22 protein-coding genes and 1 pseudogene are annotated in these 24,557 nt (G+C 42.1%); 10 read left to right on the top strand and 13 right to left on the bottom strand.

Annotation, left to right across the window (positions count from 1 at the left end; genetic code table 11):
* Window positions 1-21: 21 nt before the first annotated feature.
* Both CVD28_RS07225 and CVD28_RS07220 read left to right on the top strand, forming a co-directional pair.
* Window positions 22-1,202, top strand: a pseudogene (locus tag CVD28_RS07225) (NupC/NupG family nucleoside CNT transporter).
* Window positions 1,203-1,327: 125 nt separating this feature from the next.
* The gene (locus CVD28_RS07220; RefSeq protein WP_101591695.1) at window positions 1,328-1,966 is read left to right on the top strand and encodes a spore coat protein; all 639 of its coding nucleotides are present in this window, start codon (window positions 1,328-1,330) and stop codon (window positions 1,964-1,966) included.
* A gap of 76 nt (window positions 1,967-2,042) precedes the next feature.
* Here CVD28_RS07220 and cstA read toward each other — a convergent pair whose 3' ends face one another.
* From cstA to CVD28_RS07205, 3 genes are all read right to left on the bottom strand, one after another.
* Entirely contained in the window at window positions 2,043-3,848 is a 1,806-nt protein-coding gene (gene cstA, locus CVD28_RS07215) for a carbon starvation protein CstA (protein WP_101591694.1), read from the bottom strand.
* Between the two features lie 263 nt (window positions 3,849-4,111).
* A complete protein-coding gene (locus CVD28_RS07210) occupies window positions 4,112-4,858 on the bottom strand; it encodes a LytR/AlgR family response regulator transcription factor (protein WP_101591693.1) in 747 nt (248 codons plus the stop codon).
* On the bottom strand, window positions 4,833-6,614 hold the full coding sequence (locus CVD28_RS07205; RefSeq protein WP_101591692.1) for a sensor histidine kinase: 1,782 nt from the start codon (window positions 6,612-6,614) through the stop codon (window positions 4,833-4,835). The genes CVD28_RS07210 and CVD28_RS07205 overlap by 26 nt, the downstream gene beginning before the upstream one ends.
* Window positions 6,615-6,937: 323 nt before the next feature.
* Between CVD28_RS07205 and CVD28_RS28620 the strand changes: the two genes are divergently transcribed.
* Complete coding sequence (locus CVD28_RS28620; RefSeq protein WP_257985788.1) at window positions 6,938-7,066, top strand: hypothetical protein; 129 nt, start codon at window positions 6,938-6,940, stop codon at window positions 7,064-7,066.
* A 305-nt stretch (window positions 7,067-7,371) separates the two neighbouring features.
* Here the strand turns inward: CVD28_RS28620 and CVD28_RS07195 are convergent, their stop codons facing one another.
* From CVD28_RS07195 to CVD28_RS07170, 5 genes are all read right to left on the bottom strand, one after another.
* A complete protein-coding gene (locus tag CVD28_RS07195) occupies window positions 7,372-9,027 on the bottom strand; it encodes a glutamine--tRNA ligase/YqeY domain fusion protein (RefSeq protein WP_101591690.1) in 1,656 nt (551 codons plus the stop codon).
* Between the two features lie 238 nt (window positions 9,028-9,265).
* Window positions 9,266-10,372, bottom strand: a complete 1,107-nt coding sequence (locus CVD28_RS07185; protein ID WP_101591747.1) for an AI-2E family transporter — start codon at window positions 10,370-10,372, stop codon at window positions 9,266-9,268.
* Between the two features lie 516 nt (window positions 10,373-10,888).
* Window positions 10,889-11,617 (bottom strand): amino acid ABC transporter ATP-binding protein, encoded by a 729-nt coding sequence (locus tag CVD28_RS07180; RefSeq protein WP_180954035.1) that lies wholly within the window; start codon window positions 11,615-11,617, stop codon window positions 10,889-10,891.
* A 26-nt stretch (window positions 11,618-11,643) separates the two neighbouring features.
* Complete coding sequence (locus tag CVD28_RS07175; RefSeq protein WP_101591687.1) at window positions 11,644-12,309, bottom strand: amino acid ABC transporter permease; 666 nt, start codon at window positions 12,307-12,309, stop codon at window positions 11,644-11,646.
* Window positions 12,310-12,329: 20 nt separating this feature from the next.
* Window positions 12,330-13,109, bottom strand: coding sequence for a transporter substrate-binding domain-containing protein (locus CVD28_RS07170; RefSeq protein ID WP_101591686.1), 780 nt, complete (start codon window positions 13,107-13,109; stop codon window positions 12,330-12,332).
* 408 nt (window positions 13,110-13,517) lie between these two features.
* On the opposite strand from CVD28_RS07170, the gene CVD28_RS07165 reads away from it, so the two are divergent.
* Both CVD28_RS07165 and purU read left to right on the top strand, forming a co-directional pair.
* Complete coding sequence (locus CVD28_RS07165; RefSeq protein WP_101591685.1) at window positions 13,518-14,207, top strand: pseudouridine synthase; 690 nt, start codon at window positions 13,518-13,520, stop codon at window positions 14,205-14,207.
* 113 nt (window positions 14,208-14,320) lie between these two features.
* Window positions 14,321-15,214 carry a formyltetrahydrofolate deformylase gene (purU, locus tag CVD28_RS07160; RefSeq protein ID WP_101591684.1) on the top strand — a complete coding sequence of 298 codons (894 nt, stop codon included), beginning with the start codon at window positions 14,321-14,323 and terminating at the stop codon, window positions 15,212-15,214.
* A 56-nt stretch (window positions 15,215-15,270) separates the two neighbouring features.
* On the opposite strand, the gene CVD28_RS07155 is transcribed toward purU, so the two are convergent.
* Window positions 15,271-15,876 carry an SIMPL domain-containing protein gene (locus CVD28_RS07155; RefSeq protein ID WP_257985787.1) on the bottom strand — a complete coding sequence of 202 codons (606 nt, stop codon included), beginning with the start codon at window positions 15,874-15,876 and terminating at the stop codon, window positions 15,271-15,273.
* A 297-nt stretch (window positions 15,877-16,173) separates the two neighbouring features.
* Between CVD28_RS07155 and rluF the strand changes: the two genes are divergently transcribed.
* Together rluF and CVD28_RS07145 are read left to right on the top strand one after the other, a co-directional pair.
* Window positions 16,174-16,863, top strand: a complete 690-nt coding sequence (rluF, locus tag CVD28_RS07150) for a 23S rRNA pseudouridine(2604) synthase RluF (RefSeq protein WP_101591682.1) — start codon at window positions 16,174-16,176, stop codon at window positions 16,861-16,863.
* 84 nt (window positions 16,864-16,947) lie between these two features.
* Window positions 16,948-17,682 carry a YwaF family protein gene (locus tag CVD28_RS07145; RefSeq protein ID WP_101591681.1) on the top strand — a complete coding sequence of 245 codons (735 nt, stop codon included), beginning with the start codon at window positions 16,948-16,950 and terminating at the stop codon, window positions 17,680-17,682.
* A 62-nt stretch (window positions 17,683-17,744) separates the two neighbouring features.
* Here the strand turns inward: CVD28_RS07145 and CVD28_RS07140 are convergent, their stop codons facing one another.
* From CVD28_RS07140 to CVD28_RS07125, 4 genes are all read right to left on the bottom strand, one after another.
* A complete protein-coding gene (locus CVD28_RS07140; RefSeq protein ID WP_101591680.1) occupies window positions 17,745-17,936 on the bottom strand; it encodes a YwbE family protein in 192 nt (63 codons plus the stop codon).
* 1 nt (window position 17,937) lies between these two features.
* Window positions 17,938-18,132, bottom strand: a complete 195-nt coding sequence (locus tag CVD28_RS07135) for a hypothetical protein (RefSeq protein WP_101591679.1) — start codon at window positions 18,130-18,132, stop codon at window positions 17,938-17,940.
* A gap of 170 nt (window positions 18,133-18,302) precedes the next feature.
* Window positions 18,303-18,485 (bottom strand): hypothetical protein, encoded by a 183-nt coding sequence (locus tag CVD28_RS07130; protein ID WP_142384736.1) that lies wholly within the window; start codon window positions 18,483-18,485, stop codon window positions 18,303-18,305.
* Window positions 18,486-18,757: 272 nt separating this feature from the next.
* A complete protein-coding gene (locus CVD28_RS07125; RefSeq protein ID WP_101591677.1) occupies window positions 18,758-20,317 on the bottom strand; it encodes an FAD-dependent oxidoreductase in 1,560 nt (519 codons plus the stop codon).
* A 507-nt stretch (window positions 20,318-20,824) separates the two neighbouring features.
* Between CVD28_RS07125 and CVD28_RS07120 the strand changes: the two genes are divergently transcribed.
* The 3 genes from CVD28_RS07120 (at window position 20,825) to CVD28_RS07110 (ending at window position 24,393) form a co-directional block, all read left to right on the top strand.
* Window positions 20,825-22,030: a ParM/StbA family protein gene (locus CVD28_RS07120; protein WP_101591676.1), complete on the top strand. Its 1,206-nt coding sequence runs from the start codon at window positions 20,825-20,827 to the stop codon at window positions 22,028-22,030.
* A 9-nt stretch (window positions 22,031-22,039) separates the two neighbouring features.
* Complete coding sequence (locus CVD28_RS07115) at window positions 22,040-22,633, top strand: hypothetical protein (RefSeq protein WP_101591675.1); 594 nt, start codon at window positions 22,040-22,042, stop codon at window positions 22,631-22,633.
* A 206-nt stretch (window positions 22,634-22,839) separates the two neighbouring features.
* Window positions 22,840-24,393, top strand: coding sequence for a DEAD/DEAH box helicase (locus CVD28_RS07110; protein WP_101591674.1), 1,554 nt, complete (start codon window positions 22,840-22,842; stop codon window positions 24,391-24,393).
* Window positions 24,394-24,557 lie beyond the last annotated feature (164 nt).

The following is a 24,557-nucleotide window of genomic DNA, read 5'->3' as shown; positions in this document are numbered from 1 at the left end:
AATATTAAATGGAGGCAGCATATGAAATACATAACTTCATTCCTTGGTTTACTAGTGGTATTACTTCTTGCCTGGGCTGCAAGCAATGATAAAAAAATATTAAATTCAAGCCGGTTATATTAATGTTAGCAATCCAACTAGTGTTAACTTTTTTGCTGTTAAACACAAAATTTGGCCTTATTGTTGTTACTGGAATTGCTAACGTCTTCGAAACTTTGCTGAAATATGCACAGGAGGGTATCGGCTTTGTATTCGGGGGAATAGCCAATGAAGGACAGGCTCCATTTTTCCTGAACGTTCTGCTCCCAATCGTTTTTATTTCCGTTTTGATTGGAATATTGCAGCATTTACGGATCCTTCCTTTTATTATGAAAGGTATCGGGTTTGTACTAAGTAAAATTAATGGGATGGGAAAATTAGAATCCTATAACGCGGTAGCTTCTGCTATGGTAGGGCAATCAGAAGTGTTTATTACTGTAAAGAAGCAGCTGGGGCAGCTGCCCCCTCATCGGTTATATACACTTTGTGCATCTGCCATGTCCACCGTTTCCATGTCGATTGTCGGTGCTTATATGACAATGATTGAGCCAAGGTATGTTGTGACAGCTATAATAATCAACCTTTTCGGCGGTTTTATCATAGCATCCATCATTAATCCCTACACAGTGGAAGACAAGGAGGATATTTTGGTTGTGATGGAAGAAGCCAAACAATCCTTTTTTGAAATGCTTGGGGAATATATTATGGACGGCTTTAAGGTTGCTATTATCGTTGGGGCGATGCTTTTAGGCTTTGTAGCCTTAATCGCAGCCATAAACGGGATTTTTGACATGATTTTCGGCCTTACCTTCCAGCAGATTTTAGGCTATGTTTTTGCTCCTTTTGCAATAATGATGGGCGTACCCGTTTCTGAGTCTGTGGCAGCTGGGGGAATTATGGCAACAAAATTAGTGACTAATGAATTTGTAGCGATGATGGAGCTTACTGATATCGGTAACAAATTGAGCGAACGGACACTTGGGATCATTTCGGTTTTCCTTGTCTCGTTTGCCAACTTCTCATCGATTGGCATTATCGCTGGCGCTGTTAAAGGGCTCAATGAAAAGCAGGGGAATGTAGTATCTCGGTTTGGGCTCAAGCTTTTATATGGAGCAACACTTGTCAGTGTGCTCTCATCCGTAATTGTCAGCTTTATTTTATAGCGGTCAAGAGCTATCTTTTCAGTGTTTGGGCATAGTGGTCATTATTTTGCCAGATAAAAGTGTATAGCTCCTTTCTAAGAACGTATACTAATCGAGTATGCATCTTTATTCTAGGAGGGGTTTTCATGGAAAATCAACAAGGTCATTTGCACGAAAACATGCATACGGGGGCGGTTACCCAGCGTATGAATCATAGCGCTCATGAATTGCTTGATGTAAGAGAAGCTTTAACGGGATCCATTGGGGCAATGAATCAATATACAATGCTCCGGCAATATGTTAAGGATCCAGAACTGCTTTCTATTCTTGACCGTCAATACTCTTTTATGCAAATGGAGTATAACACTACCATCGATTGTTTCAGGACCGGACAGGACCCTGCTGTGCCAACAAAAAGTTATAATATGACACAGGATAATGATTTTATATATGGACTTAAGCCTTCCCAGCCAAGTAAACCGATCCAGTCAATGAATGAAATGACAGATGAACAAGTTTCTAGCTGTCTGCTGGCGTCTCAAAAATCTAATGCGACGATGAAAACAATGGCTGCGCTGGAATCAACCAACCCAGTGGTTCGCCGCGTATTGGCCGATTCTCTTCCAAACTGTATTGAAATGGCATATGAGTTGTCCATTTATCAAAACAAGCATCATTACTACCAGGTACCTCAGTTTGCTCAGCAGGATATGGAGCAAATGGTTAATATGTTTGCTCCAGCGGGAGGAAATCCGCAAGAGTCTGCCGGCAATGTAAACCATTAAGATTACATGAGAGTATCTAAGCTTAAAATGAAAAAGACCTTGCCGCGGAATGAAGTGGCAAGGTCTTTTTTAGGGGTTAAGAAGCTTTGACTGCTTTAGTAATATTTTCTGTTTGGCGCGGGCGATTCCAGTCGCTGACCCATTTTTTAACGGCTGTTACCATGATAACTACCCCAAGGATTAGCATGGTGATGGAAAGAATGGCATTTAGTACGCTGTATCCGGCAGCTGCTGTATTCAAATACACATTCTTGACCATCCAGAAGCCTGCATAGTTAACTGTTACATACAGATAAGCAAGCGGTATTAAGCAAGTAAGCATATATCTGCGCTTGTCTGCAACTTTCAGAATTATGGTGGCACCCACAATTAAACCAATTGAAGCCATTAGCTGGTTAGATACACCGAATAGCGCCCAAATGGAGCCAATATCTCCTGAGAATAGCAGGTAACCCCACAGGAAGCAGGCACTTGCACTTGCTATAATAGCTCCAGGAAGCCAATCGACCTGCTTCATCGGCTTATAATAAACACCTGCAAAGTCCTGGATCAGGTAACGGGCAACACGAGTTCCTGAATCAATTGCTGTTAAAATAAACAATGCTTCAAACATAATGACAAATTGGAAGAAGAATGAAGCAAGCTTTGAAAACCATGGTATTTCCGTAAAGATATAAGTCATACCTACGGCCAGTGTTACGGCGCCGCCTGTACGGCCTTCCAGGCTAAGGCCAATTTCTTCTGTTAATTTTGGAAGGTTAACGACTTCCATTCCCAATGTTTTAAAGACTTCAGGTGTTGAGTTAATTGCAAAATAGTCGGCAGGCTGCAAGGCAGTAGCTGCTACAAGAGCCATAATGGCAACCAGACATTCCACTAGCATCGCACCAAAGCCAACCACCTTAATATCGCTCCAGCGGTCAAGCATTTTTGGAGTCGTACCGGATCCTACGAAAGCATGGAAACCAGAAATTGCACCACAGGCAATTGTAATGGAGATAAACGGCCATACAGGTCCAGCTAAAATAGGACCGCCTCCGTGAATAAACTCAGTTACAGCAGGGAACTGAATTTCTGGGTTAACAACAAATACTCCAAGAATCAAGGCAGCAAATACTCCAAGCTTCATAAAGCTGCTTAAATAATCGCGCGGTGCCAGCAACAGCCATACCGGCAGTGCAGCAGCAAAGAAAGCATAAACCGGCAGTATTATTGATAGCGTTTTCACATCAAGGTTTAATAAATCACCAAGGAAAGTGTTTTGAATATAAGGGCCGGTGAAAACCGCAATGATAATCAGCGTGAAACCGACAATGGAAGCTCCTTTAAGATTTCCGGTTTTCTTATGATATAAACCTACACCCATCGCAATTGGAATGGTGCTTCCTACAGCAAATGTACCCCATGGATTATGCTCTAAAGCGTGAAGTACAACCATTGATAATCCTGCCATTGTAATCGTGATGATAAACAGCATCGCCAGGCCTGTACAGAAGCCGGCAACAGGTCCCAATTCTTTCTTGGCTACCTCAGCCAGTGATTCACCTCTTTGTCTCATGGAAGCAAAGAGCACAACCGCATCGTGAACAGCTCCTCCAATTACTGCGCCGATTAATAGCCACAGCATGCTGGGAAGGTACCCGAATTGAGCTGCCAGAATTGGTCCTACCAGCGGGCCAGCAGCAGCGATGGCAGCAAAGTGATGCCCAAAGGTTACCCATTTATTAGTCGGAACATAATCTTTTCCATCTTCCAGCTCATGTGCCGGCGTTTTTTTAGAATCATCTAGTTTCAGTACCTTTACAGCCATGAAAGTGCCATATAGGCGATAGGCAATCATTAAGATACACATAGAACCTATGACTAAAGTAATCGCATTCATATCAAGTCCTCCTATCGTTGTATGACTTCATTTTACTAAATGAAAACGATTACATAGACTTTTCATGTTAATATGCAAAATAACTGTTTTCAATTGCAAAAATAGAAGGCTGAAATGCAGCGGGGGGAGGGTGAAATGCATAAGAGAAAAGGAAAAGGCTTGAATGAGAGACCTATTTAATAAAGAACGGCTGGTGTTTAGTCGGGTACTGTGGGATCAACAGCTCCAATAAAAAAAGACCTTGTCTGCTAAACAAGATCTTATTAAAATCCAAGCACCTGTTTCAGATCTTTGACATATGTCCTGCTAACGGGTACTTGGGAACCGCCTTTCATAATGAGGTTGTAAGTCGAATTGAACCAGGGCTGTATTTCTTCAATGTGGTGCAGGTTTACAAGATAGCTGCGATGAACCCGAAAAAAGGATGGTATGTTAAGCTTTTTCTCCAGCATAATTAATGGATCTGCAATTTTATATTCTGTTTCCAGGGTCTTTATGATAGTTTTCCCTTCGGCAGAGCCAACAAAGAGAATGGACTGGACATCCACTAATACAATTCTTTCGTCAATAGTAACCGCAATTTTTCCGGTTTGCTCCATAGGTATCCAGGGGGGTTCGAGAGCCGCAAAGTCACCATGGCCGCCAATGGATTTCATTTTTGTTATTTTCTCTAATGTTTGCTGGAGCCTGATTTCGTCAAACGGCTTTAGAATGTAATCCACCGCGTTCAGGTTAAAAGCCTGCAGTGCGTATTCATCGTAAGCAGTCGCGAAAATGATGGCAGGAGAAGGTTCCAGCTTTCTGATATGCTCTGCAAGCTCAAGCCCGCTTTCCTCATCCAGTTCAATATCGAGAAAAACTAGGTCCGGACCCAGAATTGAAATCTGCTCTAGAGCTTCCTCCAGCGAGCCGGCCTCCCCTAAAATCTGTACTCGTTTGCTTCGAAGCAGGAGATATTTCAGCTCATCTCTTGCCAATGGTTCATCATCTACTATAAATGCCTTCAGCATAATGATCTTCCGCTCCTATTCTGGCAAGAGGGATGCTAATCGATATTTTTGTACCCTTGCCCACTTCACTCTCAATGTGGAACCCGGCTTTCATATTATAAATACCTTCAAGTCTCTCGCGGATATTGACAAGGGCAGTTCCCGTTCCTTCCTTTGATGCTACAGCTTGTTTACCGAGGGAATCCAGCTTGCCTTCCGGAATTCCTTTCCCGGTATCCTTAACGGATAAATTCATCAGCCCCTGATTAGAGGACGCTGTAATCGTAACCCTTCCTCTGGTTTTAGAACGTGAAAAAGCATGACGAATCGCGTTTTCTACAAGAGGCTGCAGCGTAAAGGGAGGGATGGCGACTTTTTCAAGCCCTTCTTCTATATTAAAAACAACTTCATATTTAGTCGGGAATCTTGCCTGCTCCAATGACAAGTAAGCCTGGACATGTTCGATTTCTTTTTCAAGAGAAATCAAGGTTTGTCTGGCACCCTGGAGATTGCTTCTGAAAAAAACACTCAGTTCAAGCAGGAGTTTCCTGGCTTTTTCGGGATCTGTCCGGCAAAGGACAGAAATGGTATTAAATGAATTAAATAAAAAGTGCGGGTGCACTTGTGCCTGCAGGGCCTTGACCTCTGCATCCTTTAATAGCTTGCTTTGCAGTTCCGCTTCAGCCAGCTCTAACTGAGTCGAAAAAAGGTTAGCCAATCCTTCGGCCAGCTCCTGTTCTGCTTCCGATAGCTGAGCCGGATGTTTAAAGTATAGTTTCAAAGTCCCAGCTGTATTATTGTGAACCTTGAGGGGCAGTACAATGGCAGCCTGCAGAGGACAACCTTCCTTATAACAGTAAATTTCTTCTTTTCGCCTTGCCGTAATAATTTTTCCTTCGCCCAGAACTTTTTTTGTAAGCCCGGTTGCAAGGCCTTCCCTTGATACATGATGGTCGGAAGCAGCCCCGACATGGGCAAGCACCTCGTGTTCATTTGTAATGGCAATGGCATCAGCCTCTGTGAGCTTAAATAAGATCTGGGCTACTTCTTTACAGGATTCTGGATTTAATCCTTGGCGGAAAAAGGGCAGTGTCTGGTCGGCGATATGGAATGCTTTATTTGTCTGCAAAGCACGGAAACGTTCTTCTTCTCTCAGTATAGATTGAATGATAAACATAAACAGCAATGTTCCAAAACCATTTATGACGATCATCGGAATGCCAATCAGCTGTACGAGCTCCCAAGCCATTTGAAAAGGTTCAGTGGCAATTAGGATTATCCCCATTTGGATCATTTCCATAATAACACCGATACTTACGGCAAACCATGGAGTAACCGTTGCCGTTTTCTTTCGCCATTTTCCCATGTAACCCGCAGCAAGACCGGCCAGAACTGCGGATATAGCACAGGCCAGAGCGGTAAAGCCGCCCAAAAATAACCGGTGCACTCCGGCAATTAATCCTATTCCAAGCCCGACTGTAGGGCCGCCCAACAGGGCTCCAATACCAATTCCCATAATCCTTGTATTGGCAATCGCGCTGTCCGGCTCTACATTCATAAGCCAAGAACTTTCAAAAGCTGAATTATTATGAATCTCGATCCCTGTATAATTGCTGATAATTCCAAAACCGCCGAACACTATTATTAATAGCAGCTTTTCCTTTGTCCGATGGTCATTGTTGATAATGCTGCGAAACACCTTAACTCTTGCGAACAAAAAAGCAATGATAATAATGATTCCAACTCTCTCAAGCATTAACGGCAATAAAAGTATCATAGCTGCTCATCCTTTATGCTTAAACGGCGTCTATTAAAACACCGTGAAAGATATGATTTGTATCATTTTATAACGCTATCGGCAGCTTGTCGAATCCGAAAATCCAAGGGATTTAAGGGGTTTAATAACATTTTGGCTAGGGAATGAATAAAGGACTGCTTTTTAAGCTTTGTATACCTTCCTTTTAGCCCTCACGTTAGTCTGTATTTACCATGCGGGCAAGGATTTTTTCGTCAGAACAAATCTGCATAAACCCCCAGAAAAGAAGGATCAGGTTCGAATTATGTTACAGATCTTAATTCCCAAGGTGAAGGAGGGAAACAATGGGTTTATTGAATGTTGATATTGATGAATTATTAGAGGCGACCGCCAACACTGAAATAGAAGACAACTGTACGCTTATTTATCATATTGATATCGATAAATTGCTGCTAAATACCTGTGACTGGTAAACTGCAGGCATAGTGTAATTTTCCGGATGAATTTGGCATCGAGCCAATATATATATAAGTTTTTTAAAGTACCCTGCCAGGCAAATGGCAGGGTTTTTATATGAAAAAGCCTGCAGACCAATGAAGGAATGCAGGATGGTTATAAGATTAACAAGTACAGATGTCTAGCTTCAGCACCCAGCCCCGACGCACACGATGTGCTAGTGCCGGCGACGCCAAAGGACAAAGGTTGTAACAAGAATTTAGTTACAACACTGGCGAGCTTAGCTGTTCTTCCTCTGACCAGGGCGCTTGCGTTTTTCCTGTTACAGCTTAAATGAACTTTTCAGTTCAACAATCGAATTAAAGACAAGCTGATTTGCGCTTGTGTACTTCGGATCGACATTGAAATATCCATGTCTAAAGAATTGGAATTTATCTTGAGGAGCAGTATCCTTCATATTTGGCTCCACGAAGCCTCTAAGGATTTCCAGTGAATTAGGATTAACTCGCTCAAGGAACGTTTTTTCTTCTTGTTCTTCTTCAGATTCTTCGTCCAAAATAAGCGGCTGATATAGCCTGAATTCAGCAGGAACTGCATTCGAAGCTTCAACCCAATGGATAGTCCCTTTTACTTTCCGTCCAGTGAAGCCAGTGCCGCTCTTCGTTTCTGGATCATAGGTACAATGGATCTCTGTTACATTTCCGTTTTCATCCTTAATGACATCTTCACACTTAATAAAATAAGCATGCTTTAAGCGGACTTCATTTCCAGGGAATAGACGGAAGTACTTTTTAGGAGGGTTCTCCATAAAGTCATCCTGCTCTATATAAATCTCCCTGGAGAATGGGATTTGTCTTTTCCCCATTTCCTCATTTTCCGGATTGATCTCTGCATCAAGCATTTCCACCTGACCTTCCGGATAGTTTGTGATCACCACTTTTAGCGGCCGGATGACACCCATTGTCCGTGGCACTTTTAATTTCAGGTCTTCCCGGACGAAGTGTTCAAGTACCTGGGAATCCACTGCCCCGTATGCTTTTGAAACTCCAATTTCATGGCAGAAGGCACGGATTGCTTCCGGTGTATAGCCGCGTCTTCTTAAGCCTGAAACCGTTGGCATGCGCGGATCATCCCAGCCATCTACAAAGCCTTCGTCAACTAGCTGCTTGAGTTTACGCTTGCTCATTACAGTATTTGTAAGGTTGAGTCGGCCAAACTCGTACTGCTGCGGCTTGCTTTCCATTTCACAATTTTCCACAATCCAATTATAAAGCGGGCGCTGATCCTCAAATTCAAGTGTACATAATGAATGAGTTACACCTTCAATCGCGTCCTCCAGCGGATGGGCAAAAGCATACATCGGATAAATGCACCATTTATCTCCAGTATTATGATGTTCGGCGTGCAAAATTCGGTAAAGGACAGGGTCGCGAAGATTGATATTTGGAGAAGACATATCAATTTTTGCCCGCAGGACCTTTGCGCCATTCTCAAATTCACCATCACGCATCCGTTCAAACAAATCAAGATTTTCTTCAACGGAACGGTTGCGGTAAGGGCTATCCTTACCTGGCTCAGTTAATGTGCCGCGGTATTCCCTGATCTCATCTCCGGAAAGATCATCAACATAAGCAAGCCCCTTGTTAATCAGCAAGACAGCGCGATTATACATTTCATCAAAATAGTCTGAGGCAAAGAAGAGGCCGTCCCATTCATAACCCAGCCATTTTACATCTTCTTTAATAGAATTGACATACTCCACATCCTCTTTCAGCGGATTGGTGTCGTCAAAGCGCAAATTCGTTTTACCATTGAATTCGTCTGCTACTCCAAAGTTCAGGATGATTGATTTTGCATGGCCAATATGTAAATATCCGTTTGGTTCAGGAGGGAAGCGGGTAATGATATGGTCGTGCTTACCGGTCTCGAGATCTTCTTTAATAATGTTTCTTATAAAATTCGGAGAATTATGTTCCAACTAAATTCGACCTCTTTCGTTTGTATTAATTCTTTTATATATAACATAAATACATACATTTTTCCATGCTTCAATGGCTTTTAACCCTATAAGTGCCAATAGAACGCAGATAAGTAACTGATTGGGTGTAAAACTGAAAGAGTTTCTATAATTTTTAACTTTTTTAATTAAGGATAAGTCAATGAAATATAAAAAGAACACTCTCTCACTGAAACGCTTTGATAGAGTGTTCTTTGCTTTATTCCACTTCAATAATATTGTCCTTTCTCACTTTGCGAAGCAAATAAAGCCGATAGGCATGGCTTGCGATCACCTTCAATACAGCATAGACGGGGACTGCTACAATCATGCCTACCAGGCCAGCCATATTGCCGGCGACTAAAAGAAGCAGGATGATGGTGAGCGGGTGAAGGTCCAGCTTCCGTCCCATTATGAGCGGAGAGGATACATTGCCATCTATTTGCTGGACGATAACCGCTACGATGACGACTTTAAGCGCCATAAAGGGAGAAGTCATAAAAGCAATAGCCAGCGCTGGGACGATCGCAATAAAAGGCCCAATAAAAGGAATGACATTTGTCAGCATCGCTATAAAAGCAAGAATGAGAGAGTAATCAAGTCCGATAATTAAATAGCCAATATACATCATGACCCCAACGATAAATGAAACAATTGCCTGGCCCTGGATATAGGAGCTTAAGGCACTATCCATATCCCTGACAATCTTCTTCGCTTCCTCCGCCTGAAAATAAGGCAGAAATTTCAGTACGTTGCTTGATGCCCCTTCGCCGTCCTTTAGCAGATAAAACACAATGAAAGGAACGGTGACAATCACAGTAATGATACTGGTTAGCATTCCAAACGCGTTTGAAACCTTTGAACCGATATCCGACACATTGGATTTAAAATACTCACTAATTCTTGTATTGATGCTATCAACGGTAAGATACTCGTTTTCCTGGAACCTTGAAAACCATTGGCTTTCCTTTAGTTCATTTGTTTTAGTCTGCATTGTCTCAATCAGCTTTGGTGAATTATCTATTAAACTTTTTGTCTGCTTCTGCAGTTCGGGCCCAACGAGAAGGACAGCTGTGATTCCCAGGCCGATCACAAGCAAGTAAATGAGCAGAATCGATAAAGTTTTCGGCACTTTTCTATCATGGAGGAAGAAGACGATGGGCCGCAGCAAGTAAAACAGCACTCCCGATATTAAAAATGGGAAAAATAGAGTTTCAAAAAAGATACCTAAAGGATGAAAGATAAAATCAACCTTCGTTGCCAGCATGATAATAACTAAAACTATGATAATCGCATATCCAATCCGAAAATACTTAGAATTCGGCACTTTCATCAACCTCACTTTCGATAAAAGACTTGTTGGCGCCTGGCAATGTCCTCAACCATTATGACTTATATCCTCAAACAGCCTCTTTCAAGCTATAAAGCAATATTTTTTCGTTTAACCTGAAAAAGCATGGAACGCCCATGCTTTCTTTTAGAGATAAGAAAAAAACAACGTTTTTAACATATACAGTTGTCTAGCCCCAGCGCCTCGAGTGCTGTAACCAAGTGCTGTACAACCTTGGTCATAAGCCAACATCTTCAGAAGGCAAAAATCGCCTTCCGCCAGTGCTGGTCTTATGCTTGCCGGACTTGCACAGGACAAGGAACGCTACGCCAGCGACCCATCGCAAGAACAAAGCGGCGGCTTTGTGAGGATGTGCTGGTGTCGACGTGCACAGGACGGAGGTTGTAACGGCTTTATGTTACAACCCTGCCAGAACTTAGTCGACGTTCCTTTGTGAGGACGTGGCGACCTTAGCCGTTCTTCCTCTTTCAAGGGCGCTTGCGCTTTTCCTGATTACTTCAAATCCGTAGTGCTTAAGAATTCCTTTGTTCGTTCTTCCTTTGGATTGTTGAAAAATTGGTCTGAAGGGGCACTTTCAATGATTCTTCCTTCTGACATAAAGATGATCCAGTCACCGACCTCACGGGCAAACCCCATTTCATGGGTAACTACTACCATGGTCATACCTTCCTCCGCAAGCTCCTTCATTGTCGTCAAAACCTCGCCTACAAGCTCGGGGTCCAGTGCTGAGGTTGGTTCATCAAAAAGCAGGATATCAGGCTTCATCGCTAATGCACGGGCGATAGCGACACGCTGTTTTTGGCCGCCTGATAGTTTACTAGGGTAAACATCGGCCTTATCGGCTAATCCAACTTTATTCAGCAGCTCTTTTGCTTCTAGAATAGCCTGGTTTTTCGGCACTTTTTTAACGTGTATAGGCGCCTCGATAATATTTTCAAGAACAGTCATGTGGGGGAACAGGTGGAAGTGCTGAAACACCATTCCAACCTTTTCACGGACTTTATTAATATCATGGGATTCAGGGAGAATTTCCTCGCCTTCAATCACAATTTGTCCGCTGTCTCTTTTTTCTAAAAAGTTCAGGCAGCGCAGCAATGTGCTTTTTCCTGACCCACTCGATCCAATCAGGCAGACAACATCGCTTTCCAGCACCTTCATATCTATATCCTTCAACACATGTAGGTCGCCGAAAGATTTATTTAAGTTTTTGATACGTATCATTGTTTTTGCACTCAATTAAAATCCTCCTATCGGTCACTTACTGCTAGTTTTCGCTCAATTACATTTACAATGAGTGTCAGCACGGCTACTAAAATCAGGTAGTAAACGGCTACAATCAATAAATATGTCATTTCGTCAAAGTTATTAGATCCAAGTGTAGTAGCTACGTTGAAGAGCTCGTTCATTGAAATGAAAGCCGCCAGTGAGGAATCCTTCAAGCCGATAATGAATTGGTTACCTAACGGTGGAAGGGCTCTTCTGAATGCCTGAGGCAGTATGATTCGGCGAAGTGCCAAAGATTTGCTCATCCCAAGCGAACGTGCAGCCTCCATCTGGCCTTTGTCAATGGACTGGATTGTCCCGCGGAAAATCTCAGCAATATATGCGCCGTTATGAAAGGCTAGCGCAAGGGCAGCAGCCCAGAAATCAGGTATTAGAAAAATACCGCTAATTCCAAAGTATAAAATGAAAATCTGCACAATAAGCGGGGTGCCCCTTACCAGGTAAACATAAATATCCGAAATCCAGCCAAGGACCTTTATATTGGAAATTTTTAATAAGGCAAAGAAGAGGCCAATTACGATACCGACTAAAATCGAAACAGCTGTTAGCTCCAAAGTGAGCAGCATCGCTTCAATAAAAACAGATTTATTTTCAATTAACGTATTAAAAAAATGAGAAAAACTAGGCAAATGAACGACTTCCTTTCTATTTATTCCGGTTTTGTTGTGATATCTTCACCAAAGTATTTTTGGCTTATTTTGGCTAGAGTCCCATCCTGACGAAGGTTTTCCAATGCCTCATTAACACGTTTCAGCAGTTTTGGATTATCTTTGGGCAGAACGATGGCTTGTTCACTTCGTTCGATTAACTGCCGCCCTTCAATCTTAAAGCCTTCCTTTGCTGCTGTTTTTCCTGTAACAAAGTCCGTAATGACGGCATCATGGCGCCCGCCGTCAAGGGCCTTCAGAGCGGTTATATCACTGTCATAAACTTTAACGTTATCGGTATATTGCGCAGCGGTATCAGCATAAGTAGACCCTTTTGCCGCCGCAACCTCCTTGCCTTTCAGGTCATCTACGGTTTTAATCCCGCTGTCAGGTCTTACGAAAATTTGCGGGCCTGAGTAATAGTATGGAGTGGAGAAAGCAACATGTTTTGCCCGCAGTTCGTTTATTGTGTGACTTGCGACGGCAGCATCTGCGCGCCCGGTTTTCACACCTTCAACGATTCCTTTAAACTTTAACCGTTTTTCAACTGGCTTTAACCCTAATTCCTTGGCCACTTCCTTGCCGACTTCTATATCAAATCCGGTTAATTCCATATCATCTGTTGTGTAGCTGAACGGTTTAAACTCACCGGACGCCGCATAAACGAATGTTTCTTTATCGATCAGCTCTGATCCATCTGAAAGTCTATCTTTCTCAGCGCAGCCGGCCAAGAGGCCGAAAAGAAAGATAGATGATAGAAAAAGCTTTGCTTTTTTTCGCATGCTGATTTAATATCCCCCTTTGTTTAATATGCAAGTTTATTTTTCACTTAAAATACTGTTGAGCGTAAGCTGCGTGCAACTAAGCTGTGGAGCAGGCCCGTAACGTGTTAAGTTAGTACCATGGCTGCTTTAGGGAGCCAGAGTGTTGCCAAATCCCTCTAAATCATTATTGAATGCCTAAAGCCGCGGCATAATATAGCTTACGCTGTTCTATCCATAAGCTATTTAGTGAGCATACTTGTTCTTACCCCTAATTAAATCCTTGTAATCATCATGTAAAAAATGGTTTGATTATTGAAATCAAAACAGGTTATTTGCGAGGATAATAGTTGCATTACAGATGTGCAGGCATGACAATAATAAACATGTTAAAAGTTCTATATAGCTGAACAGAAGGGTTTTTTCGATATGAGGATACAGAAGTATATTAGTTTGACCGGATACTGTTCCAGAAGAACCACAGACAAGCTGATTAAGGATAAACGGGTTACTATTAATGGTGCAGGTGCCGTACATGACAGTGAGATAGCAGAAGGGGATGAGGTGCTGATCGATGGCAGCCCAATTCCTCAAAAAGGGATGCCGATTTATTTGGCATTAAATAAACCGCCAGGGATAACCTGTACGGCGCAGCCAAATGTACCGGACAATCTCATAGATTTCATCAATTATCCTGAACGGGTTTTCCCGGTGGGCAGACTTGACAAAGCTTCTGAAGGATTAATCCTATTGACGAATGATGGTGATATTGTTAATAAAATGATGCGCTCAGAACACAATCACAGCAAGGAGTATATCGTAACCGTGGACAAGCATGTAACTGAGGATTTTTTAGAAAGAATGGCAGCGGGTGTTAAAATTCTGGGTACGGTAACTAAGCCGTGTGAAACTTCGCTGATAAGTGAATATATCTTTAGGATTGTTCTTACACAAGGTTTAAACAGACAAATTCGCCGGATGAGTAAAGAGCTTGGATATCGGGTTTTGAAGCTAAAGCGGGTACGGATTATGAATATAGAGCTTGGGGACCTTCCGTCTGGACAGTATCGGCATCTGAATAGCAGTGAGCTTGAGGAAATGAAGAAACAATTGGACTAAAGCTTTTATTAAAACTTTATGAAAAAAGATAAATTATATAAAAATTTAGATCTTTTACCGGTGGTATACCGTTATAATATTTAATTAAAAGCTTATGAAGAAGGGATAATGGCATGAACATTACAGAACAATTAAATGAATTTCGGAAAAGGAATGAAAATATTGGCCGCCTTGTAATCAAGTGCCCTGACCAGCCTGGGATAGTGGCCTCTGTATCTAATTTTTTATGGAGATTTCAAGCGAATATCATTGAGCTTAGCCAGTATTCGCTCAACCCGGAGGGAGGCACTTTTTTTACACGAATTGAATTTGAATGTCCTGATTTAAAGTCAAAAGCAAAGGAAATGGAAAAGGAATTCCGTGAAATAGGAGAATCTTTTTCAATGGAGTGGAAATTTTCGGATGTAAGCGATATTAAACGGACAGCTATATTCCTCTCTAATGAACCTCATTGCCTGCTGGAGCTTCTTTGGGAGTGGCAAAGCGGTGATTTAATAACTGACATTGCATTGGTTATCAGCAACCATGAGGATTCGCGTGAGGTTGTGGAATCACTGAATATCCCGTTCTATTACATACCGGCGAACAAGGATATACGCAAAGAAACAGAAAAAAGACAGCTGGAGCTGCTGGAGGAATATAAGATTGATTTAGTTGTGCTGGCCCGCTATATGCAAATTCTTACTCCTGAATTTGTGGCCGCACTTCCAAACAGGATTATCAATATCCATCACTCGTTTTTGCCGGCGTTCATCGGAGCCAAACCATATGAGCGCGCCTTTAACAGGGGAGTAAAGCTGATAGGGGCGACCTCGCATTATGTGACTAATGATCTTGACGAGGGGCCGATTATTGAGCAGGGAATTGAACGGGTAAATCATCGTGATAACGCCGAGGACTTAAAAAAGATCGGTCGTTCGATTGAACGGAGTGTCCTGGCCCGCGCGGTAAAATGGCATCTGGAAGACCGTGTTATTGTTCATGAAAATAAGACTGTTATATTTTAATCATGGAGGCAAGGGACTTTCATCCCTTGCCTTTTTGTCAAAGGTGTAAATAATACTTAGCTGTAAATATATTGTGCACGAATGAGAGCACTTATTGTCTGCTCCCCAGGCTGTATCTGTGTTGCCTGAATTGCGGCAAACTCGGCTGATTTATACGTTAACGGGGACGGTGCTTGCGACACCTCTTCAACATGAATTGGGGTGGCTATTAGATGGACATCCAATGTTTGGGCTATGGTAATTGCTTTTCCATAGGCATTTTTTAAAGCAAGGGATAAAGCCTGATTATAGTATGCCTCGGGGTTCGATATTGAGAATTCGATATTTGCTGCGTAATTTGCCCCGTTTTTTACAGCGGTATCAAGTACAGTTCCGGTTTGTTCAATTTTCTCAACAGTAATCCTAAGTAAATGAGTTACTTTGTAGCCTTTAAAAATCTGCTGGCCCTCTTTATAGTCGTATTGCGGTTCGATTCGGTAATCAGCCGTGCGAATGTTTTCCCGGGGAATACCGATTGCGACAAGTGCATTTACAATTCTTGTTATTGCTGCGGCATTTTCAGTTTGTGCTTTCTCGGGATCATTTCCTTCAGTTATAACGCCAACAGTAACAATGGCGCGGTCTGGAGCGGCCGTTACCGATCCTTCACCTGAAACTTTCAAGATATCCCTGCTATTTCTTGTCTGCGCATAAGTAAAATCGGGTAAAGTTTGCCTTCCATACATTAAGCAACACTGCCTTTCCGTTTGTGATGAGTGCCAGCCACCTGCAGCTTAATAGATGCACATTTCTGCAGGATTTGGCTGCTGGTAAAGGTGCGTACTCTTTACTCCATACTATTATTCGGCAGAAACTAGATTAATGTTCCGGTATCAATATTTAAAGAACATAAACTTAAGAATGGAATTTCCTGATTGTGGTACAATGATACACATACAACTCATAAGGAATGGTTTGTCATGAGAATAAATAAGTTTATTAGTGAAAGCGGTTTTTGCTCAAGGCGTGAAGCGGACAAATTGGTTGAAGCAAAAAGAGTGACTATTAACGGCGCCATTGCTGAGCTAGGGAGTCAGGCAGAAGCTGGTGATGATGTTAGGATTGATGGGAGGCTGCTTGGGAAGAAGAAAGAAACAGTCTATATAGCGTTAAACAAGCCAGTTGGGATTACATCCACCACAGAACTGCATATTCCAGGAAATATTATAGATTTTGTAAACCACCCGGAACGTATTTTTCCAATTGGAAGATTGGATAAAGATTCACAGGGATTAATCCTGCTTACGAATGACGGGGATATTGTGAATCAAATCCTAAGGGCAGAAAACAATCATGATAAGGAGTATGTCGTTACTGTAAATAAACCGATAACCCCAGCGTTTTTAAAAGGAATGGCCAGCGGAGTCGAAATTCTTGATACGGTTACGAAGCCATGCGAGGTATACAAGGTAAGCGATAGGGTGTTCCGAATTATTTTGACTCAGGGTCTGAATCGCCAGATCAGAAGAATGTGCCAGGCTTTCGGATACAGGGTTACCCGGCTTGAACGAATCAGAATCATGAATATTAATCTCGGCAGTTTAAAGATTGGCCAATGGCGCGATCTTACAAAAAACGAACTAAAGGAATTGCTGGATTTGTTGCGGTAAAATAGTTTTTCAGGGCAAGCATTCGAAATCACTGGATTTGGGATGCTTTTTGCTTATAAATTTCATGAAAAAAGGGTGACTGGGATGGAGAGGTTATGGGGAGACGGGGATTCCTCGGTTTTTCAAATGTTTTCATTGACCCACTTTGCTGCCATTGGTTTCTTATGCATAATGGGAGGGCTTCTGCTTATTTTTAGCGGAAGCATGAAAATCAATAAATCCGGTAAAACTGTGGAGCGGTTGTTTGCTTTTACATTGATCATAACTGAGTCTTTATACTATGTTTGGATTAGCAGTATAGGAAGCTTTGACCTTTCTGATTCACTTCCGCTTGAACTTTGCAGTGTAAGCCTGATCCTTTCAGTGGTTTTGCTTTTGACGGGGAACAGAAGGGTTTATGACTTTGTGTTTTTTGCGGGGATTGCAGGAAGCCTGCAAGCAGTTTTTACACCTGTCCTTTTTATTGATTTCCCTCATTTCCGCTATTTTCATTTCTTTTACACTCACATTGGTATAATTTTAACAGCCTTATATTTTACTTGGGTGAAGGGATATCGGCCGACTATCAAGGGTCTGGCCTGGACGATGGTATTTTTGAATTTATTACTTCCTGTCATTTTTATGATTAATAAATTCGTCGGTGGAAATTACATGTTTTTAAGAAGAAAACCTTCAAGCGGCAGTTTGCTAGATTTGCTGGGGCCTTATCCTTGGTATATTGTCTCCCTGGAGGCAGTTGCAGTAGTGTTATTTCTGTTTTTATGGCTGTTATTCCGGGAAAGAAGGGTGGACAGAATCTCGGTAGAGCAGGAAAAGTAAAAGGAGATAAAGGAAGGGTGAAAACAAAAAACTGTCCCAGTTCACTGGCACAGTGGATGTCTTTATTCGATTACTTTTACCCGTCCCACCTGTCCTGATTCCAGCCTGACTTTAATGCCATGTGGATGATAGGAAGAGTTTGTCAAAATATCTTTAACAACACCGGCAGTAAGGGCGCCGCTTTTCTGGTCTGCTTTTAATACAATTTGGACACGGTTTCCCTTGTCCAGGTTGTTCCGATATCGGCCATCCATGTTAAACGCCCATTTTTCTTCTCGTGTTGCTTGGCTTCTTCGTTTGCTGGCTGGTCAGCTTCTTTGTTTTTTGAGATTGGCCGGAAGCAGAATTGTTTCCTGATGTTTGCTGTTTTTTGCTTTCTAGCTTTTGTTTAATAGCTTCTTGCAGAGACATTTTTTTCGGCTGCTGCTCTTTTTGTTCCTGGTTACTCATAATGCTCTCCTTTGTAAAACATGATTATAGGGATAATTATAATCCAAAAGAAGGGGAAACTCAATGCTGCTCCTATTTCCAAGCCGTTTTAAGCTGGTGAAAATCCCCCGAATATCTCCACCATTTGGCTTTTAGCATCAGAATTTCCTCTTCAGCTTTTGCAAGTTTAACTAAGTGGGTGTCCAGGCGACGGTGGACATGCACTCATGGGATAGCTTTCCTGTCAATTCTAATAGCTGAAGAAGCACTTTTCCCAGATCACCGGTTTGAAAATCTTCCATTCTTTGCAGTGCTTCCTTAATATCTGACAGTTCTATCTGATTAACAGCTACTCTATGCTCAATACTATCCATCTTTTCCAATCTGGTCAGACGCGTTTCAATACTATCCAACTTTTCGGTTAAAAGACTCTAGAAGTTCTATTATGCTGCCCATTGTTTCCGATATATTGGCCGGATTGTGTTCCATTTTGTTCACCATCCTAATTGGTTTTGTTAACCTATTTTACCACCGTGCACCCTTTAAAATTGTTACAAAATGGAAATATCCAGACAATATACCGGTTTTTTCAATGAGTGTTAAAAATTAAACAAATAACAGCCTGGAATGTGGTGCAGTGTTTTGTTCATTCCTGCTGTTGTTCCACCTTTTTCAGAGGCTTCAAAGCCGGGCCTTCCACAACCTCACCGGAATATGAAAAACGTGATCCATGGCATGGGCAGTCCCATGTGCGTTCTCCGTTATTCCATTCAACTTCACACCCCATATGTGTACATGTCGTATCCACCAGGTGAAGTGTCCCGCTGGTATCTCTGTAAGCACCAGCACGTTTTCCTTTTATTGAAACCACACAAGCTTCATCTTCCTTAAGTATATCTGGTGTTATACCCGTATTTTCCATTTTTCCTTGTACTAAATGTACGGCTACATCAGAGTTTTCCTTGATAAAGGTCTTTGTGCTTTTAACCGTCGATTTGGCATTAAACCTTGTAGGAGTGTAGAGCTCATAGAAGCGGTTCTCTTTTTTCAAGATCAAGTCAGCCAGCAATAAAGCCGCTGCCGTGCCATTGGTCATGCCCCATTTTGCGAATCCGGTTGCAACCAGGATATTAGGGGAGCCTGAGGTGATTTCCCCAACATAAGGGATCTGGTCCAGTGTAATTAAATCCTGGGTTGACCATCTGTATGGAATTTCTTTAATTCCAAACGTTTGGTCAGCAAAATCCTTCAATGCTTTATAATGATCAAGCGTATGATGGCTCTGTCCTGTTTTGTGGCACTCTCCGCCAAACAATACCAGCGGTTCGCTGCCATTTACAGATGCATATCTAAGGGACCTTGTTGGCTGTTCAGCGCTGATATACATACCGCCTGGATAGTCTTTTTCCGTTTTAACTGCCAATACATATGACCGATCTGGATGAAGCCTTGTAAAATAAAGCCCTTTCCCATCATAAAAAGGGTAATGAGAGCCGACAATGACTGTTTTGCAAGAAATGGTGTATCCATCTCTTGTTAACACTTTCGGTTTGTCGCCCTCTTCAATATCTGTAGCGGTTGTGTCTTCGAATATTTGCCCGCCAGACTCCGTGATCGCAGTGGTGAGGGTGGACAAGTATTTCAATGGATGGAATTGTCCTTGATTTCTCATCACAATTGCGAGCTTGCATTCAATAGGAAGGGGGAGGCTTTCAACTATTTCCCCTTGGATTCCGAGTTTATCGTATGCTTGTTTCTCGTTTTGAATTTTTTCTATATATTTGTCGTCATTTGTATAAACATAGGCATCTTGGGTTGATAAATCACAATCAATAGTATGTTCCTCGACAAGTCGGCGGATAAAGTTCATTGCTTCGCTATTTGCTTCGTAATAAAGTCTTGCTTGTGTTTCTCCGGAGGTATTAATCAATTGATCATATATTAACCCGTGCTGCGCAGTGATTTTCGCTGTTGTATGCCCGGTTGTTCCATTCAAAATTCTCCCTGAATCAATTACAGTCACCTTTATACCTTGCTTTGAGAGTAAGTAGGCTGAAGTAAGCCCAACTATACCTCCACCCACAATCGCTACATCTGTTTCTATGTTTTGCTGAAGCTTTGGAAAAGAGGGGAGGGGGGCTGAATCCCTCCAATAAGGTTCAGGGGTCTGAGGAAGGAACCATTTTTTGTTTTTAGAATCGCTCATATCTATATCCTCCGTATCACTAATAATTATCGTTTGCCAGAAATTTGATTAGTCCACTATTTACCATACCCATATTCTTGAGTTATACACGTAAGTATTCTATGGCAGGATTTGTATTTTTAAGTATAAGGAATTAATGGAATCATTATTTACTGTGAATTAAGTAATAGTTAGTTAACCAGTTTATCTCAGTCATCCGATTAAAAGCAGTGTTAATAAAGGGAGAAATGGGAGGGATATCCCTGATCAAAGCAGTGTTTACAAAAATGTTTACATGTTTACAAAGAAAGATATTTTGTATACAAAAAATGTATGCATGTAAACAAAGCTGTAAACATATTGATATATAAGGATGTGTACATATTTGTTTGAATTGTATACAAAAAAGAAAACAAGATAGACAGGAAAGAATGCATCTTTGGGAGTATTGACCATTCGAGGAATCTTTTTTATCCTTAATCTAGTAATCAAGTAATTCTTAAAGTGAATTTTGAAAGGATGATTGTTTTGACAAACTCACGTATAGCAGCAGTTGACGTAGGAAACGACGCAATTAAAGCCCTTTTTGGCAAATTGGATTCTGAACTGTATATACCAAACGTAATTGCTAGGGATATCGAGGACAGGCCGGTTATAGGAATAGAAGAATTGGACGAAAAAGATCCTATTGAAGGAATTCATATCAAAGTACACTCTCCTGCCCTGCAAGACAATAATGCTATTTACCGGGTAGGTAATCTGGCAACAAAAAGCGATAATCCTTCAGAGCTTGACCCAGGGAGCAGCAAATCAGAGGAGGATCAAACCCTCGTAATGCTGTTTGCCGCGCTGGCTTTGGATGCCGTAAACGAAGAAAATCCTGCAGGCTTCCGCAAAGTAAATAATGTTGTAGAAGCAAATTATACTCTTGGTACAGGACTTCCCCTTCGCGAAGTGAAAGAAGGCAAGGATGTTGGTTACCGTTCTAAATTGTTAGGAAACGTACACCAGGTAGAATTTTTAATAACTCCAAAATATCAGGGGTTAAAAGTAAATATTAAATTTGAAGAAGTGAAGGTTTATCCAGAAGGGTTTGCAGCTTATATTAACCTTGTGATGGATAACGATTTGAATATCATTAACCGTGACTTGATTGATAAACGCATTCTTATCCAGGATATAGGCGGCTTATCTACTGATATTGCAGTAATTAAGAATCGTAAGGTAGATGACGATAAGGCACAGGGCTTTAACCTTGGGGTTGCAGAATCTTTGGAAGCAATTCGGGAAGAAATCAGAAAGAAACATGGTGTGGAGCTGGATAGCCGACGCGATGTGGTAGAAATCATTACCAAGAAAAATGATAGAAATCATATCATGGTAAGAGGAAGCCGTACAAGCGTCCACGATATCACGGACCGGATTTTGCTTGAGCTGGCTAAGAAGCAATACCGCCATTTGCGAAATGTATGGCAGAAAAACTCACAGACGGAAATCTGCTATTTTGTAGGCGGCGGAGCAATTGTTTTAAAGGAATATTTAAAAACCTTGAACAATAATCTGGATGGCTATAATATCGACTTTTTTGAAGATGAAAAGGAAAGCATCTGGATGATGGCTAATGCGTATTATAAGCTGATTTCTGATTTTACGAGAAGGACATCAGGGGAAACAGCGAAAGCTGCCAATAAGGAAGCTAAAAAAGAAGAGCAGAAGGCTGGCACAGCGAAATAGGTGGATTAAATGACAAACAAGAATTCCTCAGGAATCCAAAGGGGACAAGCTATTACATTCCGTGTTCCCTCTGATGCTCCTGATCATATTGTCAGGCAGTTGCAGAAACTGAAAGAAACTGAGAAGAGGAATTTTTCAAGTAAGATTGCAGAATATGTTATGGAAGGTGTCAGTAGTTCCTATACAAGGGAACGGGAAATGATCTCCATTCCCCTTCCGCAAAAGCTGAGTAAAGCACAAAGGGATTGGCTGAAGCACTCTCACTCGGAAGCTATGCTTGGAAGCATTCTATTCCAGCTGCTTTCTGATCCGCTGAGAGCAACAGCCCTGCTGGCTTCCTTAAACAGCAACGCGCTTGAAATAGACGATGCTTTATATCTTCAGGAGACAACTGAAAAGGTCGTCCCGGTGCAAAATGAAGCTTCTGATAAAACAGAAGAAAGAGATCAGCAGCCGGTGTTTAATGATGATAGCATAGACGATCTCGAAGACTTTGACTGGGAGCAGGCCCGCAGTTCTGATGATGAGCAAGAGGAGCAAAATCAGCCTGAAGAGAGCCTTGATGATTTGCTGGGGGACTTCCTGGCGCAGATGAATAAATAATATGACAACAAACGCATGATTTTTTTCATGCGTTTTTTTTATGAAAAGCTGTAGCAGCAGGATAAAAGATGCATTTTCCTGGCTGTATGTGTGAAAATAAATGGAGCAAAGTAATAATTCACACCAATAGGAAGATATATGCAATAATAAAAGCTTATAACTAGAGACATGTCATTGATAGATCCTTATGAAGGAAGGAATAATAAATGGATTTTATAAATCTTGGAGTCGGTCCGGAAGTCAATAATTTGCTGCGTGAAAATGGCATTACAGAGCCAACTCCAATTCAAGAAGAGGCCATTCCTGTTTTGCTGGAGGGCAAGGATATCATTGGGCAGGCAAAAACAGGAACTGGAAAGACGCTTGCTTTTTTGCTGCCAATCTTGGAGAAGGCAGATCCTGAATCGGAACATATACAAGCTTTGATTGTAACGCCAACCCGCGAACTTGCACTGCAAATTACAAATGAAATGAAGAAGCTGGCTTCCGCTAAAGAAGGTCTTCAAGTACTGGCTGTTTACGGAGGGCAGGACGTTGAGCAGCAATTAAAGAAGCTGAAGCGGAACATTTCTGTTGTAGTAGCGACACCTGGGAGGTTGCTGGACCATATGAGGCGTGGAACGATAGATCTTTCCAATTTATCCATGCTTGTACTGGATGAAGCTGATCAAATGCTGCATATTGGATTCTTGCCTGAAGTAGAAGAGATTATCCAAGCAGCCTCTCCGGACAGGCAAACAATGTTATTTTCGGCAACGATGCCTGAACAAGTGAGGACCCTTGCTCGAAAGTATTTGAAACAGCCAAAAACAATATCGGTTAAAAGCAGCCAGGTAACAGTAGAGGAGATAAGCCAGCTGATTGTAGAAACGACAGACAGAGGAAAGCAGGCAGCTTTGCTTAATAAAATAAATGAGGAACGCCCCTTTCTTGGTATTATCTTTTGCAGAACAAAGCGCCGGGTAAGCAAGCTGAATGAGTCATTGGTGAGCCTGGGTTATGTGTCAGATGAACTGCATGGTGATCTATCGCAGGCGAAACGTGAAAGGGTAATGAAACGATTCAGAGACGCTGAGCTTCACCTGCTGGTTGCAACTGATGTAGCCGCACGGGGATTGGATGTAGAAGGTATTACCCATGTGTTCAATTATGATATTCCGGAGGATGTGGAAAGCTATATCCATCGAATTGGCCGTACAGGAAGAGCTGGAGGTGCCGGAAGAGCTATAACTTTTATCGCTCCTAAGGATTCAGGAGAAATGAAAGATATTGAAAAGGCAATCGGTCTAACAATTGAACGGGAGAAAACAGCGGAAGCAGAAAGGTATGAAAGTACGCCAAGCCGAACCAGCAAGCTAAAGCCTCGGGACCGGCAAACTGCCAGCAGCTCTGGAAGAAGAGGCCGCAGTGAAACAGGCAGACAGGAGCGTTCAAAAACCGACCGCCCGGGAAATGACAGAAACGGCACCAGGACGGGCAAGCCGAGAGGTGAAAGAAACGACTCCAGGCCCGACAAACCAAGAAGTGGAAGAGACGGTTTTAGGACGGGCAGGCCGAGAAGTGAAAGAAGCGACTCCAGGCCTGACAGACCAAGAAGTGAAAGAGATGATTTTAGGACGGGCAGGCCGAGAAGTGAAAGAAACGATTCCAGGCCCGACAGACCAAGAAGTGAAAGAAACGACTTTAGGCCCACCAGAACTGGGCGTCCCATTAAGAAAGATAATGCACGAAATTCAAAGCCGCAGGGCAAAAGAAGGTAACGTGAGGCTGAAGAGCTGACAGATAAATCATCAAACGCAGGAATCCGCTGGGAAAATACAGCGGGTTCTTTTTCTTCTGGTAAGTTTTAATGCTTAACTCAACTAGGACTCAAGTCTTACTGGAAAATATAGCTAACGAGCAATTATCAATCTCTGCAAATCCA

The sequence above is a fragment of the Bacillus sp. M6-12 genome, assembly GCF_002860285.1.
Lineage (GTDB): Bacteria > Bacillota > Bacilli > Bacillales > DSM-1321 > Peribacillus.
Note: the sequence above shows the minus strand (reverse complement) of the source record. Positions and strands in the feature narration are given on the sequence as shown.